The 17,812-nt window shown below is 72.0% G+C and carries 13 protein-coding genes; 8 read left to right on the top strand and 5 right to left on the bottom strand.

Annotated elements, in window-relative coordinates; all coding sequences use genetic code 11:
- Nucleotides 1–126: 126 nt before the first annotated feature.
- Entirely contained in the window at nucleotides 127–1,278 is a 1,152-nt protein-coding gene (locus AB0O11_RS37385; RefSeq protein ID WP_363396454.1) for an XRE family transcriptional regulator, read from the bottom strand.
- Between the two features lie 433 nt (nucleotides 1,279–1,711).
- Here AB0O11_RS37385 and AB0O11_RS37380 point away from each other — a divergent pair, with 433 nt between their 5' ends.
- The 7 genes from AB0O11_RS37380 (at nucleotide 1,712) to AB0O11_RS37350 (ending at nucleotide 9,152) form a co-directional block, all read left to right on the top strand.
- Nucleotides 1,712–2,629 (top strand): methyltransferase domain-containing protein, encoded by a 918-nt coding sequence (locus tag AB0O11_RS37380; RefSeq protein WP_363396451.1) that lies wholly within the window; start codon nucleotides 1,712–1,714, stop codon nucleotides 2,627–2,629.
- Nucleotides 2,630–2,655: 26 nt separating this feature from the next.
- Complete coding sequence (locus tag AB0O11_RS37375) at nucleotides 2,656–3,780, top strand: NAD-dependent epimerase/dehydratase family protein (protein WP_363396448.1); 1,125 nt, start codon at nucleotides 2,656–2,658, stop codon at nucleotides 3,778–3,780.
- Entirely contained in the window at nucleotides 3,780–4,784 is a 1,005-nt protein-coding gene (locus AB0O11_RS37370) for a Gfo/Idh/MocA family oxidoreductase (RefSeq protein ID WP_363396445.1), read from the top strand. Before AB0O11_RS37375 ends, AB0O11_RS37370 begins: the two co-directional genes overlap by 1 nt.
- Nucleotides 4,785–4,801: 17 nt before the next feature.
- Nucleotides 4,802–5,548 carry a hypothetical protein gene (locus AB0O11_RS37365; protein ID WP_363396442.1) on the top strand — a complete coding sequence of 249 codons (747 nt, stop codon included), beginning with the start codon at nucleotides 4,802–4,804 and terminating at the stop codon, nucleotides 5,546–5,548.
- Nucleotides 5,545–6,882 (top strand): hypothetical protein, encoded by a 1,338-nt coding sequence (locus tag AB0O11_RS37360; RefSeq protein ID WP_363396439.1) that lies wholly within the window; start codon nucleotides 5,545–5,547, stop codon nucleotides 6,880–6,882. The genes AB0O11_RS37365 and AB0O11_RS37360 overlap by 4 nt, the downstream gene beginning before the upstream one ends.
- 63 nt (nucleotides 6,883–6,945) lie before the next feature.
- Complete coding sequence (locus AB0O11_RS37355) at nucleotides 6,946–8,007, top strand: NAD(P)-dependent oxidoreductase (RefSeq protein ID WP_363396436.1); 1,062 nt, start codon at nucleotides 6,946–6,948, stop codon at nucleotides 8,005–8,007.
- Nucleotides 8,004–9,152, top strand: coding sequence for a DegT/DnrJ/EryC1/StrS family aminotransferase (locus AB0O11_RS37350; RefSeq protein ID WP_363396433.1), 1,149 nt, complete (start codon nucleotides 8,004–8,006; stop codon nucleotides 9,150–9,152). The genes AB0O11_RS37355 and AB0O11_RS37350 overlap by 4 nt, the downstream gene beginning before the upstream one ends.
- A gap of 882 nt (nucleotides 9,153–10,034) precedes the next feature.
- Here the strand turns inward: AB0O11_RS37350 and AB0O11_RS37345 are convergent.
- Nucleotides 10,035–10,508 carry a hypothetical protein gene (locus AB0O11_RS37345; RefSeq protein WP_363396430.1) on the bottom strand — a complete coding sequence of 158 codons (474 nt, stop codon included), beginning with the start codon at nucleotides 10,506–10,508 and terminating at the stop codon, nucleotides 10,035–10,037.
- A 726-nt stretch (nucleotides 10,509–11,234) separates the two neighbouring features.
- Here AB0O11_RS37345 and AB0O11_RS37340 point away from each other — a divergent pair.
- Nucleotides 11,235–12,884: a glutamate--tRNA ligase family protein gene (locus AB0O11_RS37340; protein WP_363396427.1), complete on the top strand. Its 1,650-nt coding sequence runs from the start codon at nucleotides 11,235–11,237 to the stop codon at nucleotides 12,882–12,884.
- A 614-nt stretch (nucleotides 12,885–13,498) separates the two neighbouring features.
- Here the strand turns inward: AB0O11_RS37340 and AB0O11_RS37335 are convergent.
- The 3 genes from AB0O11_RS37335 to AB0O11_RS37325 form a co-directional block, all read right to left on the bottom strand.
- Nucleotides 13,499–14,092 (bottom strand): hypothetical protein, encoded by a 594-nt coding sequence (locus AB0O11_RS37335; RefSeq protein ID WP_363396424.1) that lies wholly within the window; start codon nucleotides 14,090–14,092, stop codon nucleotides 13,499–13,501.
- 179 nt (nucleotides 14,093–14,271) lie between these two features.
- Nucleotides 14,272–16,410, bottom strand: coding sequence for a hypothetical protein (locus AB0O11_RS37330; protein ID WP_363396422.1), 2,139 nt, complete (start codon nucleotides 16,408–16,410; stop codon nucleotides 14,272–14,274).
- A gap of 493 nt (nucleotides 16,411–16,903) precedes the next feature.
- Complete coding sequence (locus AB0O11_RS37325) at nucleotides 16,904–17,599, bottom strand: SDR family oxidoreductase (protein ID WP_363396419.1); 696 nt, start codon at nucleotides 17,597–17,599, stop codon at nucleotides 16,904–16,906.
- Between the last annotated feature and the right edge of the window lie 213 nt (nucleotides 17,600–17,812).

Below are 17,812 nucleotides of genomic sequence, written 5' to 3'. Positions count from 1 at the left end.
CTACACGGCAGACTGCCGCGCGTGACCAGCACGAGCACCGGGGCACGGAATCACACCAGGCCCGTGACCTGCCACTTCACGATGCACACCACTCATTGGGCCGGCGGGCGCGGGCCGTCAGAGCTGTTAGACGAGGGCGGCGATGCGTTCCCGCAACTCGCGGACCTCGGGTGTGCTGCTCTGGGCCGCCATGCTGGAGCCCAGCGCCCTGAGGGGTTCGACGGCGCGGTGGGAGCTGATCTCGGCGGTGAGGTCGAGTGCCTGGTGGGCGGTGGCACACGCGTGCTCGATGTGGCCCTGTTGCAGCTGTGCGTCGGCCATCCGGACGAAGTAGAGGGCCTGGGTTCGCACCGCGGCGCCGCTGAACGCACGCGACTGCCGGGCGAAGGTCTCCTCGGCCTGGTCGGCGCGGCCCATGGCCAGCTGGGTGGACGCCAGGCAGCCTTCGTACTCGGAGGCGTTGAACCAGTACGCCCAGTCCGGTTCGTCGCCCGGATCGCGTTCGGCGGCTTCCAGCAGCACCAGGGCGGCTTCGAGGTCGTTCCAGCAGCCAGTGTCATCGAGGTGTGAGCGGGCGCGTGCCCGGCGTGCGAGGACCAGAGCCTCCACCCGCGGAGCGGCCTTGCCACGGACAGAGGCCAGCGCTGCGGAGGCCATGGCCTCCGCGTCGGCGGGTCGTCCGCAGTTGTAGGCGGCGGCGGACCAGAACGTGAGAATGTGGGCTCCGAGCGCCGGGTCGCCGGCTGCGTGCGCGGCTTGCAGCGCGGCCTTGAACGTCAGGTCGTCGCAGCGCCCGTGGACATCGAACACCGCCCAGGCCCGGATGCGGGCGAGGTCGGCGCCGGCCGCGTACAGGCGGCTCTCGTGAGCGAGCGAGTGGCTGCGGTTCGACAGGAGGTCGGTCACCGCGGCCAGCGTCGCTGCCGTGTCGCGGATCAGCGTGCCACCGCCGTCCTCGTCGTCGGTCAGGCGCAGTTCCCTGACACAGCGTTCGATGGAGGTGACGGCGCCCTCGCTGAGCCGCCGGCCACTCGTGAGCTGCGCGGCTTCGAGGGGGTCCGCGGTGAGCCAGGACAGCAGGGTCGTGGTCAGCATCGTAGAGCCGATGACGAAGGTCCGCCGCTTCATGCCACTTCCGATCGCATATCTGAGGGCCCCCAGGGCGCCGGGGCCGGTCCACGGGTAGTCGTCGGGCTGCTGGAGCGGATCGAACTCCAGCCACCGCGGCCACGGGTAGGAGTCGATCAGGTCGCTGTCGATGCCGAACAGGTCCGCCATCACCAGCTGCGTGGGGTCGTCGGGAGTACGGCCGCTCTCCCAGCGTAGGACGCCGTCCCGGCCCGTTCCCAGAGGTATGCCGAACTTGGCGCTGTTCTCGCGCAGTTCCCTCGCCAGGTCGGATCGCTCCAGATTGCGAACGGCCCGTGCCCGGGCGAGTGGGTGATCACAAGGATCCTCGGCCAACCGGTTTCCCCTCCCTCAACGTGGTGGTCGATCCGTCTGACGCTACTGCGGCAGGCCGGGCGCCAACAGGTGAACCGGCGGTGCTCTGGCGGTGCTCATGACCGCACCGGTACGGCACCGGGTGCGCCCCTTCCCTCTCGCCCGGTGCCGGCCGCACCGTTGATGTCCCAAGCCCCGCCGCCATACCAGGTCCCGGTGTCCTCCGCACCGGGACGGCACGGGCGATTCCACCCGATGGGAGCGAGCGTTGACGACCGTCACCGGAGCGCAGGACTTCCGCACGCCAGGCCTCGCCCGGCTGGCCCGGCGGGTGATCCCCACCAAGCACGCCGTCCTGACGGCCGAAGACGCCTGCTCCGCCTACTTCACCGACGCCGAGGCCCTGGAGGTCAAGCAGCGCGTCCACGACCGCTACCGCACCAACCCGAAGGCACTGCACGACCATCTCCTGGAAGCCCTCGCCCTGCGCGGGACCGAAGAGCTGCTCGACCTGGGCTGCGGCAACGCGTTCGTCCTGGAGCGGCTGCGCCCGCATCTGGCGGCCGGCCACATCACCGGCCTCGACATCGCCCCGGCCATGCTGGAGGCGGCACGACGGCGGATGGCTGGCGTGGCGACCCCCTGCGACTGGGTCGAGGGCAGCGCCGACAGCCTCCAGGCGTTCACGGACGACGACTTCGACCGGGTGATGTGCGTGTACACCGCGCACTACGTCGCCGACCTCACCACGCTCTTCGCCGAGGCCAGGCGCGTCCTGCGGCCCGGAGGCCGGTTCCTGCTCACCACCGACCAGCCGGACTCCATGGTCGAGATGTACGACGTCCACCTCCGGGCGCTGCGCGCGGCGGGCGGCCCCGCCCACCTGGCCAAGGCCTCGCCCAAGGCCCGGATCTCCCTCGCCAACGGCCGCCGCCTCCTCGCACCGCACTTCGACCGGGTCCGCGTCCTGGAATGGCAGGACCAGCTCCAGTTCGCGAGCGTCGACCCGTTCATGGACTTCTACCGCGCCTCCTACCACTGCTCCGCCTCCGCCGGCCCTGCCGCGGCGCTGCCCGCCCTGCTCGACGCCCTCGAGTCGCACGTCGCGGCCGCAGTACGGCAGGTCATCGGCGAACGCGGCTACTTCGCCGTCACCAAGTTCTCCGGCACCCTCATCTGCTCCTGATCCCTACCCCGACAAGGACAACCCTCATGACCACCACCGACAGTCCGCTGCACGGCGCGCGCGTCCTGGTCACCGGCGGCGCCGGCTTCATCGGCACCGCCGTACGCGACGCCCTGCGGCGCGCCGGCGCCCGGCCCGTCCTGCTCGACAACCTCTCCGCCTACGAGCCCGCCACCGTCGCCCTGCTGGGCACCGGCCGCCACGACCCGGACCTGGTGTTCGGCGACGCCAGCGACAACGACCTCGTGCGCCACCTCGTCCACGACGCCGACTTCGTCGTCCACGCTGCCGCCCACTCCACTGTCCAGGGCTGCCTCGCCGACCCGGACACGGCTTTTCGCTCCAACCTCGCCGCAACCGACACCCTCGTGCGCGCCGTCGCCGACAGCCCCTCGATACGCCGCCTCATACTGCTCTCCACCGCCCAGGTCTACGGCCACGGCGACCCCGACACCGACACGACGCGCCCGCGCCTGTTCACCGAGACCCAGCCCTACCAGCCCCTCAACCCCTACGCCTCCGCGAAGCTGTGGGCCGAACTGCACACCCGTCAGCTTCTCACCGCGGCCGGCCGCGACTTCACGCTGCTGCGCCCCTTCTCGGTCTACGGGCCCGGCCAGGTCCCCAAGCCGGGTGCCGCGTCCTGGGTGGTCGCCCAGTTCACCATGTACGCCGCACTCGGCCAGGAACTGCTCCTCAACGGCGGCGGCCGGCAGGTACGCGACTTCGTGTTCCGCGACGACGCGGCCGACGCCATCGTGCGCGCGCTGACCGCACCGGGCGCGGCCGGTCGGACCCTCAACCTCGGCACCGGAGTACAGACCTCGGTCAGCGAGGTCGCCGAGCACGTGCTCGCCCACTTCCCCGGCACCACGGTGCGCACGGCGCCGCCCGCCGCGGGCGACCCGCTGGGCGGCCGGGCCGACACCGCGCTCATGCACCGCGTCCTGGACTGGGCCCCGGCCGTCACCGTCACCGAGGGCATCGCCCGCTACGTGGACTGGGTGCGCTCCACCCCGGCGGCCATACCGCCGTGGATGCGCGCGGAGACCAGCGATGGCCGCCTGGCCGCGTGGACGGCGCCCGGCCCGGCCGTGACCCGCCCGCCGTACCTCGACCAGCCCGCCTCGTCTTGCAACGGAGCATCGTGATGAAGACCCTGAAGGCCGCCGTGGTCGGCCTCGGCTGGGCCGGCGGCGTCCACGCCCGCACCCTGGCCGCCCTGCCGGGCGTCGACCTCGTCGCCCTGGCCGACCCCGACCCCCGCCGCCGCGCCGACTTCCCCGGCCACCGCACCGTCGCCCGCGTCCAGGACCTGCTGCACCTCGACCTCGACTACTGCGTCGTCGCAGCCCCCACCGCCGCCCACGAGGACATCGCACTCCAGCTCGCCGCCGCAGGCGTCGCCGCGCTCGTGGAAAAACCCCTCGCCGCAAGTGCCGCTGCCGCCTGGCGAATCGAGGACGCCTTCCGCAACGCCGGCGTCCTCGCGGCGGTCGGCCACACCGAACGGCACACCGCCCCGGCCGCCGAACTCGCCCGGCTGCTCCACGCCGGACACTTCGGTGACCTGTGGCACATCACCGCGCGCCGCCAGGGCCCCTACTCGGGCCGGATCCGGGACGTCGGCGTGGCCCTGGACCTCGCCGTGCACGACCTCGACCTCGGCGCGTGGCTCGCCCGCGCCCCCATCCGCTCCGTCACCGCCGACACCGTGCGCCTCGCCGGCCCCCACGAGGACATCGTCACCGCCACCGCCCACCTCGGCGACCACCGGCTCCTGCAACTCCACGCCGACTGGGTCAGTCCCGCCAAAGCGCGCACCCTCCAAGTCCACACCGAGGCGGGCCTGCTGACCGCCGACGCCCTGGCGGGCACCCTCACCCACCACACCAACAGCGCCCGCCGCCGCGAGAACGCCGGCTTCCCCGGGGTGAGCGCCGGCCCGGCGATCCGCCTGCCGCTGGCCGAACGCCCCGCCCCGTTCACCGTCCAGCACGAACTGATGCGCGACGCCCTCCTCGGGTACGGCAGCGACCTGCTCGTCACCCTCACCGACGGCACCGCGGCCATCACCGCCGCCGAAGCGCTCCTCACGGCGGCCACCACCGGCCGCTCCACCCCGGTCACCACCCGCACAGCCGTCCCGGCCTGATAGGGAGACCCCTGCCCGTGCCCGCGCTCCACGAACTCGCCGCTCGAGGACGGCTGCCGGACCACCAGCTGATGGACCGGGTCACCCTCCACTGGGTCGCCCGCAACCGCCCCGACACGGCAAGCGGTCCCGCCGCCCTCACCCCGCAGAGTGCCGTTCTCGTGCCCAGCGAGGACTGGTTCGCCGACCCCGCGCTCACCGACACCCTCCACGGAGTGCGTCACAACGCCCGCGTCGCGCTGCTCGCCACCGTCCTCGCCGCCGAGTACCAGTTGGACGCCGACCAGAGCCGGGCCCTCACGGTGGCCGCGGCCGTCCACGACTGCCGCCGGCACAACGATCGCGCCGACCCCGGCCACGGTCGGCGCGCCGCCACCTGGCTCGACCAGCACCACCATCAGGTCACCGCAACGCTTGGCATCCCTGACCTGCCCGAACACCTGCTGCGGCAGGCCGCCACCGCCATCGCCCTCCACGACGTGCCCTACGGCACCGACACCCGCCACGACCACGCCTACCGCCACGCCCGGCAGCTGACCGACCTCCTCAAAGCCGCCGACGCCCTCGACCGCTACCGCCTGCCCGCCACCCGCTGGTGGCCCGACCCCGCCCACCTGCGCGTCCCCCTCACCACTGCACTGCACTCCCTCGCCTTCGACCTCATGCTCCGCAGCGAACACGCCCGCCTCGACGGCGCCACCCACCACGAAGCGCTCCACCACGCCACCCGCACCCTCACCCACCCCGACCGGGAGCCCCGTTGAACGACGAGTGGCACTACGCCCACACCGACCACACCCGCGACCACGACCGCCCCGCCCCCGCCGGCCTCGCCCACAGCGAGGCCCACTGGCGCCACCACCTCCACCACCAGACCCCCGGCGGCGCCCTGCTGGCCCGCGACAACGCCATGCTCCACACCCTCACCAGCGGCACCCCCCTGCACCTCATGCACACCACCGCCGCCCTCGACGCCATCCGCACCAGCGGCCAGCTCCTCGGCGCAGCCGGCTGCCTCGTCGGCGCCCTGTACTGCGCCCCGCTCACACCCACCCCGGCCGGGCTGCGCCCCCACAACCTCGGCTCCTACCTCCTCGAAACCAAGGGCCACCGCCAGGTCCTCGTCATCGAGATCACCCCCGAGAGGCCCGCCCCCGCGGAGGGCATCGACTACCTGCGCCTGGGCGGAATCCATCTCGCCACCTACCTCCAGCACCGCCACGCCCTGACCCAGGCCGAGGACACCGAGCTGCGGGCCGCCGTCCTGCGCCGCATCCGCACCACGGCCGCCTTCCTCGACCTGCTGCTCGCCAACGCCGCCGGCACCGCCACCGATCCGCGCGCCTTCCTCGACCGCCTCGCCCACGCAATCACCGCCTTCCCATTCCTCGGCTACCTCTACTTCGAGGTCCTCTCCGAGTACCTGATGCTGCACTCCCAATCGCCCGAGACCCGCAAGTACGCGGACCTCGGCGAGATGAACAACCGCCTGTACAAGCGCCTGGCGTTCGCCGCCGCCCCCGGCATGGACCGCCTCTTCGACCTGGCCCGCTTCCGGCCCGACCACGACACGCTCCTCCAGCTCGTCGGCGCCGTCGAACCCGACCTTGCCGAGGCCGCCCCCGACTACGTGCGTCGCCGCCTGTCCCACCTGTTCGCCTGCACCGCCCTGGACCCCGGCCAGGACGTGCGCGAGATGACCTTCCGCGCCGCCGGACTCGACGAGCTCACCGCCGTCGCCCCTCGCCTGCTCGGCCAGCTCCTCTTCCGCGAACTGCGCACCAGCCCCCGCTACCCGCAGCTGTTCGCCCTCATCGAGCAGGCCAAGGCCCACGGCGCCTACGCCTACTGGAACGACCGCCACATCGCGGCCCCGTTCAACGGCTTCCTCCCCAAGGGCGAGATCGGCGTCAACCTCGCCTACCCCACCACCCGCGCCGACGTCTGGACCGCCCGGATCTGCGAGCGCGGACTGCTCCACCCCGTCGACCAGCTCGACGTCACCCTCGTCCCGCGCCTGGCCGACCTGCACGGCACCGCCCTCGGCAAGGCCGCCTTCACCACCCCCAAGCAGCCCACCCTCCAGCCCGTGCACTGACACCCCAGCGGGCCCGGCCACGGGGCCGGGCCCGACCCCAACCACGAAAGGCACCCCTACCCCATGCGCATCGTGCTGCTCGGCGGCGCCGGCTACATCGGCACCGTCGCCGCCCACCACCTCACCCGCCTCGGCCACCACGTCACCGCCGTCGACGGCCTCATCTACCACCGCGGCGACGATCCCACCCGACTCCTGCCCCACGACACCGAGTTCGTCCACGCCGACCTGCGCGACCCCGCCGCGCTGCGCCGCGCCGCCACCGGCGCGGACGCCGTCGTGCACCTCGGCGGCCTGGTCGGCGAGCCCGCCTGCGCCACCGACCCCCAGCTCGCCGTCGAACTCAACTACGCCTCGCCCGTCCTGGCCGCCGAGGCCGCCCGCGACGCCGGCGTGCCCCACTACGTCCTCTTCTCCTCCTGCAGCGTCTACGGCAGCCACGAGGGCACCGTCACCGAGGACACCGGACCCAACCCGCTCGGCGTCTACGCCCGCACCAAGGTCCTCGCCGAACGCCGCCTGACCGACCTGCTCCAGGACACCGCCGCCCTGACGGTGCTGCGCCTGGCGACCGTGCACGGCCGCTCCCCGCGCCAGCGCCTGGACAGCGTCGTCAACCGCATGACCGCCCAGGCCGTCACCACCGGGCGCATCCCGCTCAACGGCGGCTCCCAGCGACGCCCCCTCGTCCACGTCCAGGACGTCGCCGAGGTCCTCGAGGCAGTCCTCGCCGACCCGAAGACGCTGCGGATCCTGAACGTGGGCGCCGACACGGAGAACTACACCATCGCCCAGATCGCCGAGACGGTCGCCGCCGCGGTCCCCGGCGCGCGCATCGACCGCGGGCCCGAACGCGACGAGGCAGACGCACGGGACTACCGCACCAGCTTCGCCCGCCTGCACAACCTCCTGCCCGACGCCTGCACCCGCACCCTGGCCGCTGGCGTGGCCGAGATCGCCGACACCGTCACCGGCGGGACGCTCGGCGACGTCAACGCGCCCGCCTACGACAACTACCAGGGCCTGCTGGCCGCGCTCGAAACGGGACGCCTCGAGGCGGCCGCCACCGACGACTGCCTGCGCTTGCACGCCGAGTACACCAACACCGACTGGAGCACGAAGTGACCACCACTACCACGGAAGTCCTGCCGTGGAACCGGCCCCTGCTCGGGGACGAGGAGATCGCCGAGGCCACCGAGACCATCCGCTCCGGCTGGCTCACCCACGGCCCGAAGGCCGCCGCGTTCGAGCAGGCCGTGCGCGAGGACCTCGGCGTCCAGGACACCTTCGCGGTGTCCTCCTGCACCGCAGCCCTGCACCTGGCCCTCCTGGCCGCCGGCATCGGGCCGGGCGACGAAGTCATCACCCCGAGCATGACCTTCTGCGCCGCCCCCAACGCCATGCGCCAGGCTGGCGCCCGACCGGTCTTCGTCGACATCGAACCCGTCACACTCAACATCGACCCCGCCGCGGCCCGTGCCGCGATCACCCCCCGCACCAGGGCCATCGTCGTCATGCACTACGGCGGCCACCCGTGCGACCTGCGGGCCTTTCGCGAACTCGCCGACGAGCACCACCTCCTGCTCGTCGAGGACGCCGCCCACGCCCTGCGGGCCAGCCGCGACGGCATACGTGCCGGCAGTGTCGGCGACCTCACCGTCTTCAGCTTCTACGCGAACAAGGTCATGACCACCGGCGAGGGCGGCATGCTGGCCGGCCGGGCCGACCTGATCGCCAAGGCCCGCCTGCTCGGCCGGCACGGCATCGACTCCTCCGCCTGGAAACGGCACGGCAAGGGCAACACCGCCGACTACGACGTCACCGTTCCCGGCCTCAAGTACGTGATGTCGGACCTGAACGCCGCCCTCGGCCTCGCCCAGCACCGCAAGCTGCCCGCCTTCACCGCCCGCCGCGCCGAGATCGCCGCCGCCTACACCGACGCCCTCGTGGGCCTGCCGGGCCTGACTCTGCCCGCCGTCCTGCCCACAACCGAGCACGGCTGGTTCCTCTATCCGATCCTCGTCGACCCCCACGCCGCGCCGATAGACCGCACCCGCCTCGCCGAACGCCTCCTGGCCGAGCACCGCATCGCCACCAGCGTCCATTTCAGGCCCGTCCACACCCTCCAGGCCTACCACGACGCCGCCGATCACCCGCTGCCCGTGACCGAGCAGGCCGCCAGCCGACAGCTCTCGCTGCCCTGCTACCCGGCCATGACCGGCCACGACATCGACCGCGTGACCACCGCTCTCCACACCCTGTGGGCCTGACCGGCCCGACACCATCACCCCCGGCCCCCGGGCGGACAGCCCAGGGGCCGGGACCCGGCCGACGCCAAGCCGGACAATCTGCCGACGGCGACCGCGGACGATAGCCGGGCCCAGCCTCGGCGGGAAGACCCGCACCCGGTGCTCTCGCGCTGCTCCTACCCGCACCGGCACCGCACTGCGCTGACGCCGGGCACCTGGCGGTCCTGCGGAATCTGACTATGGGGCGCCTTCGGGCTGAGGGCTGGTATGGCGCGACACGCCTTTCGAGCGTGCCGCCGACGCCGGAAGTCCCTTGGCCCTGACGGCGCTGGTCTGGCTGCGCGGGCGGGTGGGTGGGGGACGCGGCCGGCGCGGAACGGCTGTATCAGCGGGCCGCCAACGCCGGAAGCCCCCTGGCCCTGACGAGGCTGGCTGAGCTGCACGCCCGGACTGGGGGCACGGCGGGCGCGGAACGGCTGCGGCAGTTCGGCCTGGAGGCTGACGGTTCTCCAGCCCGGCCTTGACCGCGTCCGCAAGCGATCGTTCGCGATACACGAAAATCAACCTGACGTCTCCGCAGGTCGCGACTTCAGAGGTCGCCGCTGTAGCTCGCGGCGTCGCCGGACCCCTCGTACGGGCCGTAGTCGCTGCCGGTGCGGGCGACGGTCTCCCGTGCCCCGCGCCCGCCGAGCAGCCCGGCCCGGGCGGCGAAGTCCGGCAGCAGCAGGTGCAGCGCCCGGCGTCCGTACAGCGCGGTCAGTAGCCCTGCCCCGTCGGGCCCTGACGGCGTGCCGCCGGACGCTGCCGCCCCGCTCAGGGGGTTCCGGCGGCGCAGTTCGCGCAGCAGCCGGTGTCCGGCCAGGGTGCGGGCCGGGGCGCAGAGCAGGACGAGCGGGAGTACGGCTACGGGCAGGCCCGTCCACCAGGCCCCCGCGCGGTGGCGAGGGCGCCCGTGGCGCTCGTGGCCGCGGCCAGCAGGGTCGACGCGGCCAGCCGGGCCGAACCGCAGCGCAGGCCGCAGTGGACCAGGTCGGTGCGGGTCTCCTCGCGGGCCCGCCGCACGGGCGGGGTGGTCACGGCGTCGGCCCAGGACAGGTCCCGGCCGAACGCCGTCCGCGCGGCCCGGTGCAGTGGAGTCGCGTCCTGCCCGGAGTGGGCGTGCACCACCCGCCGCAGGCGCCCCCGCCGGTCGGTGTCGAGCACCCCCGCGAGGTGCAGTTCGACGACGGCCACCACCAGTGCGGCCTTCGACCCCCCGCGCACCCCCGCGATCCCCGCGGCCGTCAGACCGTCAGACCTCCCCCAGGCCGGCAGCCACCGCAGCAGCCCCGCCCCGAGGAGCGCGGCCACCGCGCACACCACACCGATCGATCCCACCGGACCCCCTGAAGCACGGACCAGCCGACGGCCCTCCCCCGGCCGCCGTTCCCGCAGGATGACAGAGCCGGGAAGGCGGTGCCAAGCGGTCGACCGGCCCGACCCGACCGCCACGCCGCCGCAGTACGGCGGGCGCACGGACGGCGATCCCGTCGGGTGTGCCGACGGCGTCGACCGTGACGAGAGGCCTTCGCTCGGTGCGGTACCGGGTGACGGACGCCGCACTCGCCTCGAACGTTCTGAACCGAGCGCGGACGGTGCCCTCCCGGTCGTCCCGGCACTGATAGAGGCCGCCCCGCATGTGCCGCTGTGCCTCACCGGCGCGCCGAGTGTCGGAGCCGACTGGAACTCTGCGGCCGTGATCAAGACGACAACGGCCGGTCACAGCCCTGCCGACCAGGCCCTGCCGCCCGAGCTCACCGGCACCGACTGGAACGGGCTGCCACACTCCTGCACCGGCCTGCACGGCGTACCCGACACCCCGCCGAGCTGGCATCCCCTGACGCCCCGAGGCCCGGTACTGGAGGAGACAGGCACGCCGAGACTCCCTCGAGGTCCCCGTCTGACACTCACTCACTCATCGAACTCCCGCTCGTACGCACAACGTTAGGGCAGGCCGGGCCGCTCGCTCGCGTACCATGCGGGTCAGCGGCCCGGCCCGCCGGTGCCGACCGAGCCACCGCCCGGCCGCCGTCACGGCGAGAACACACCGCACCCGGAGGACCCGTGCTCAACCCCAGCGAGATCGACGCACTTTTCGACCTGGACCTGCCCGAGCCGTCCTTCTGGGAGCAGCAGTACCCCGCCCGCCAGCTGCCTGCTGGCGCGGAGGTCACCCGGTTCTGCCCCAGCCCCACCGGCCACGCGCACATTGGCGGCATCCACGTCGCCGCGATCGACGCGGCCATCGCCCGCCAGAGCGGCGGCGTGTACTTCGTGCGCATCGAGGACACCGACCAGGCCCGCGAAGTCGAAGGGGCCGTCGACCGCTTCGACCGCGCTTTCCGCCACTTCGGCGTCGCCTCGGACGAGACTGACGCCACCGGCCTCTACGGGCCCTACACCCAGTCCCGGCGCGCCCGCATCTACCAGACCTACGTCCGCGAGCTGATGCGTCAGGGCCGGGCTTACCCGTGCTTCGCCACGAAGGACGAGCTGGAGGCGCTGCGCGCCGACCAGCTCGCCAAGAAGGTGCCCAGTGGCTACTACGGCCAGTGGGCGCCGTGGCGTGATGCCGTCGACGACACGGTCCGTGAACGGCTTGCCGCCGGTGTCCCGTACGTGGTGCGGTTCCGTTCCCCGGGCACCGACGCGGGACGCACCACCTTCCGCGACCTGATCCGCGGCACGATCGAGATGGACGACAACCGCGCCGACACCGTCATCCTCAAGGCGTCCAACACCGAGCCGCGCCTGCCGACCTACCACCTCGCCCACGCCGTCGATGACCATCTGATGGGCGTCACAATCGTGATCCGCGGCGACGAATGGCTGTCCTCCGTCCCCGTCCATCACCAGCTCTTCGACGCCCTCGGCTTCCCGCGCCTCCCCTACGCCCACATCGCCCCCCTGATGAAGCAGGAGGGCAAGACGCGCCGCAAGCTCTCCAAGCGCAAGGACCCCGAGGCGGACGTCGAGTACTACGCCCAGGCCGGCTACCCGACCGAGGCTGTCTTGTACTACCTGCGCGGCCTGGCCAACGGCCGGCTCGCCGAGATGCCCCTCGGCGAGGCCCTGCGCGAGCCCCTGCGCCTGGAGGAGTGCGGGGTGACGGGCGCGCTGATCAACCTCGCGAAGCTGGAGGACATCTGCGCCGACCACGTCGCCGCCCTGCCCGGCGCCACCATCCTGGAGCGCGTCAAGGAGTGGGCCAAGGCGTACGACGTGCCGCTCGCCGAGGCGTTGGAGAACGAGGAAGACCTCGCGTTGCGCGCCCTCGCCGTCGAGCGCGACGGATTCGACAACCCGCGCAAGGACCTCCGCAAGTGGGCCGACTTCCGCACCCACTACGCCTTCTTCTTCCCGCAGCTCTTCACCCCCGTCACCGATCCCGCCGACCCGCGATTCGTCGGCCTCGCCCCGGACGTGGTCCAGGAACTCAGCCGGCGCCTGCTCGACCGCTACCAGCCCCTCGAAGACGGAGACGCCTGGTTCGACCAGATCCGCACCGTCGCCGCCGAACTCGGCTTCGCCGACAGCGCCAGGACCTACAAGCAGAACCCCAACCTGTACCCAGGCTCCATCAAAGAGGCATCCCAGGTCATCCGCGTGCTGCTCACCGGATCGACCCGAAGCCCCGCTCTGCACCCCGTCGCAGCCGCTCTCGGAGAAGCCGAGGTGCGGCGCCGTCTAAACGCCGTTCTGACGATCCGGTGACACCCCACAGCCCTGGCAGCCAGCCCGACCTTATGGGTCGTCGAAGCCGGCTGCCGGGGCCGTTCGCCGCTCTCCAGGCCGACGAACCGCGGGTGATCGCGCCCGAAGAGTTCGACCGCGCTGCGCCCACTCCCACGCTGCGAGTGTCTCCGGTTCGTTCGTGTTGCCGGGATGAGGGAAGGACACCTTCACAGCCGCAGCTGCGCTGTCGTGCCGACGTACCGGGATGACGATCTCGATGCCGCCGTAGATGTCGTCGCCATCAGCAACGCAGTTCCACCGCTTGAGTTCGTCGATCGGCCATGGGAGTCCGGCGATCCACCGTGCCCCCGACTGGGGCTCGCGACCGACCGTGGTGCGCACCAACTCCTCGGGAACGGTAGTTACCTGGTTGCCCTACGCCCGCGCCCGGGGCGCAACCCAGGGCCACGCGCAGGCAACCCGCTCTCGAACTGCCCGGCTGAGCGCCGAGGCCGACCGCCCGCCTCCTGGCCCCCGGCCGGTCGCGGTCACCGAGTTGCGCGGTCAGCGAATGGGGAGGCCGTACCGGACACCGCGGTGTCGTCAGGGCCGCCGTCGCGGAGCGGGCGGTATCTGACGGTGGCTGCGGTGGCCTATTCGACCACGGTGCTCACTGCCAGGAGCCAGATAATGCCCGTTACCACCCGGTTGGCGAGCTCCTCGTACTCCGCCAGTGGTGCTCGGTTTTGAACCGACGGCTCGGTACAGCGTGGCGGTGTTCGTCGCGCCAGGCGCGCAGCGCCGTGATCGCCTCGTAGGAGGTGTGCCAGCAGGCGGCGAGCACCTGGTCGGCAAGCGCTGCGGGAAGTCACAGGGAGACCGATTCCGGGCAGTGGGCCGTCCTGTTGCCCGGCCAGCGTCCAGCGATGCGGGCCTCGTCCGGCACGGGTGGCCAGGATGCTCCCAGTCGCGGCTTCGCAGTTCGCCGCGTACGGCCAAGGCGAAGAGTGCGTCGCGGTTGTCGAGAAGTTCTCCCGCCTCCCGCAGCTGCCCCTGATGACCGAAGGACTCGAACAGGTGCTTTTCGTCGCCGTGAGGACGCTGGCCGGACTGGTTACCTCGACCGCGTTGCTGGCGACCAGGACCGCGTTGGTCAGCGCGTCGTTGCCGGCGTCCGGCGCGTCCTCGAGGGTACGGGCGGTGACGAAGCTGACGACCTCGGCGAGCTGTTCGCGGTCGATGTACATGGGGGTTCCTCTCGGCGGGCGGCGGCCGCGTTCACGGCTGGTCGGGGCGAACTCCAGCCGGTAGCCGGGGTGTTCACGGAGCGCTGCGGCACGTGGGCAGCCGTCTCCCACCGCACCTCGCCGTCGTAATCCGAACTGCCCAGAGCCGAGCCAGGCGCCGACATCGAGCGATCGTCCCATCAGACGCCATCCGCAGGTGCGGCCGGACGGCTGATGGGCCGACCGCCGGACCGGGCGGCGATGCCCGCACGGATCCTGGCCACCGCCGTCACGCGCTGGTCAAGCAGGAACGTGGCCGCCCGGTCTGCCGCAGCTGCAGCGCCGACCGCAGCCGCCTGACGGGCAGCGGCAGATGACTCGAACCGGTGCCTGGAGCGCATCACGGCTGCGTAGGCGTTGCGGGACTCGGCAGCCACGGCAGGCGAGAGCTTGAAACGACGGAGGGCGTCCTGGTGGTATCGGTCGCGTGTGCAGGCCACGGCGAGCAGCTCGCTGGCACCCGCGATCTCCTCGTCCTGCGTTACGCGCCGGGCCTGGGCCCTGGCGCTGCGGATCTCCGAACGGGCCTCCTCCCAGACGGTGCGAACACTGGAGTAGTCGCGCAGGTCGGCTCGGGCGGCCAATGCCAGATTGATGCACTCACTGATGCCGGCCTTGATGGCCCGTCCCCGCGAGCAGCCAGCACACAGCCCGGCCGAGCCAGGAGCGCCGCAGTCCACGCAGGGAACGGCCAGCCAGGCGGCCTCGGCACGGGCCTTCTGGACCTCCCGTCCGGCCAGAGCCGCGGCTTCCGAAGCAATCGGCCCCGCAGCGGGGGGCTCGGCCTGTATTTCGACCGGGTCGGTGGCGCGCCGCGCTCGGCTGACTGCACCCTCGACGAGATACCCGCAGGGAACACACTCAAGGCCTGTCACCACGTCGATTGCGCTCTCGCACTCGACCCGCCCGCAGTCGCTGGCACGGCGCAGCCCGATCCGGACCAGCCAGCCGTACGGGCTGGCGATCGAGGTGGCCGAGGCGAGCCTGAACCGCAGACGCCGCGCCACCCGCCCGACATCGCCCGCAACGTCCCGCACAGCCGCGCCAGCGGCCCGCGCAGCCTCCCGCTGCTCCCAGACGGTCATCAGCGGCAGCAGAGCCGCGGCCTCCTGCAGCACGCGGTACGCCGCGGTTGACATGCTCAGCTGGGGCGGCACCGCCCCGGTCCGGTGCTTGGGCGTCACCGTCGTGCCGGGTGGGGTGCTGTCGAGACGCGTCGGGACCGTGTCGGACTTCCTCGCGTACGCGTGCGCTCCACCGGCAACGGTGGGAACCCCCGTCTCGGCTTCGCCGGAAACACCAACCGCGACATCAGCTTCACCATCAGTGGCACAGTGATCGGCGTGAGAGGCGTGAAGGGCTTCAGCAGCGGAGTTGTCTGGGAACTCGGCACTACCTGCGGGCCCCGGCTTCGCCACCTGCGGGGACGTCCCAACGCGACGCCGGTGTGGCCGCGCTGCAGGAGCGGCGGTATCGAACCGGGACGCGGCGGAGCGTTGCCGGGCGGCCTTCATCGTCGCCCAGTCCTGGGCCACCGTCGGCACCACGATCCCGCCGCGCTGGCGGAGCCGGCTGCTGGTCTCCCGTCGGACCAGCTGGATCGCTCCTGCGCTCTGGAGGCGTTGAAGGATCCCCGCTGCTCCTGCCGGAGTGCAGCCGTTGCCCAGGAGCCGGGCGAGCGTTGCCGCTGCCCGCCCGCGCTTGCACACCCTCCCAGAGCACAGCCGCACCCGCCCGTCAGGCCGCGCCTCCAATACGAGGAGGAGCAGGGCGAGCCGGTCGGTGGGTGCGCCGCGGCCCGTGCGGGCGGCAAGCAACCCCGGCGGGGTCACCCAGCCGTCCCGGTGACGCCAGCCCGGTGCAAAGAGCCGCTCCACGAGGCGCAGCAGGGTGGCGAGCGCGGGGCGGTCGAGGGCGAGCGGGTGCTGGCGGTCGCCGGCCCGAGTTGCCTCGATCTGCTCCGGGACCCCGACGAGCAAACCCTGCACGGTGCCGGCCTCGCAGAACCGCTGGCGGGTGACGAGCGTGGACGATGCCCGTTGCCGGCAGAGAGACTGATGGATGGCAGAGGCGGACACCCCGAGCCAGCGGCCGAGCTCCGGGGCGGCCGACGTGGTGGCACAGGTCCGGGCGAGTTCGGCCTTGGCAATGGTGACGATCCGTAGCAGCCGGTCGGTGTCATTCAGACGCGCCGCAGCGGGTGTGCGCAGGGCGGTGTGGATGGCCTCTCGTAGGCGCAGCCGCATTGGCTCGTCCAGTCGTAAAGCTTCCAGTCCCACGGCGGAAGCGGAAGCATCGGGGTCTTCCCGTGTGATACGGCGTGTTGATGATGTGTCACGGCCAGTAGATCTGGTAGGGGGCGCGCTCGCGCCTGCGTGACAAACGGGAACGGAGTCAGGCATCATCGAGGTGTCTCTGCTGGAGGTGGAGGCAGCACGAACCCCTGGGGCTGGCTATCGCTCCCGGGGGCTGACATTGCCTGTTGGACCCGCCCGTGGTCGGGCGGTACACCGGGTGGCGAGTCCTCTGTCGAGGGCGGCCGCCCGGGTCGTCGCCGGGGATGACGTGAGCGCGAACTCGGTCATGTGTCGGCGGTGATGGGAAGGGCGTGCCGCCGGAACTGGTGCTGGTAACACCGGTGTGCAGGCGGCAGCCCAGCGGCCCGTGCTCCTCGGAGCGGGCCGCATGGCACGTCACCTCATGGTTGACCTCTCATCTCGTCTCAAGTCCTGGTGCGGGCAGTCCAGCCGACGTGTGCGGCAGGGCGGGAGTTCAGTGCCCCATGGGCGCGCCGCAGTCGACGGTGAGGGACTGACTCGTGAGGTTGGCAGCCTCCGATGAGGTGAGGAACAGCGCTTCCCACACGATCTCGTCAGGGTGTGCCAGTTGGCCCGGTGGTACCTGTGCGGCCAGGCCCTTGATCTCCTCGGCACCGAGCGCGTTGAGCATGGCCAGACTGGGGGAGAGGGCGTTCACCGTGATGCTGCGGGGCGCGAGTTCATCTGCCAGGGACCGGGCGAAGCCGATCAGACCCGTCTTGGAGGCCGTGTAACCGGAGGGCCCCACCTGTCCGTAGAGAGCGGACGTGGAGGAGATGAACAGGATCCGGCCCTCACGGAGCCGGATCATCCTGCACGTCGCCAGCTTGGCCACCCGGTAGGCGTCGGTGAGGCTGGTCTCCAGCACCGACGTGAAGCCGTCCTCGGACAATGCGAGCAGAAGCTTGTCGCGGGTGCTTCCGTCGTTCGACACCAGAACCTCGACCGGGCCGTGCTGCTCCTCGATCGTGGCGAACGTCGCACCAACGCCGTCAGGCTGCGTGATGTCGCAGGGCACCGACAGGAAGCCGTCCGGTGCCGACGCGGAGTGGTAGGTGATCGCGATGCGATCGCCGCCGGCCTGGTAGACCTTTGCGCGGGCGCGACCGATGCCCCGGCTGGCGCCGGTGATCAGGACTGAACGGCGCATTGAGTGGTGTGCATCGTGAAGTGGCAGGTCACGGGCCTGGTGTGATTCCGTGCCCCGGTGCTCGTGCTGGTCACGCGCGGCAGTCTGCCGTGTAGATCGTCGGGCAGGGAGGTCTTCATGGGTTCTGGCCCGTTCCAGCCCGCGATGCTCCTACGCTCCCGGGCATGGTGGACCCCGAGGTACTGGAACGGATCGCCGCGCGCTGCGCGGAAT

It is taken from the genome of Kitasatospora sp. NPDC093102 (assembly GCF_040683915.1).
Lineage (GTDB): Bacteria > Actinomycetota > Actinomycetes > Streptomycetales > Streptomycetaceae > Kitasatospora.
The sequence above is the reverse complement of the archived record's forward strand: the minus strand, read 5'-3'. Positions and strand labels throughout refer to the sequence as shown.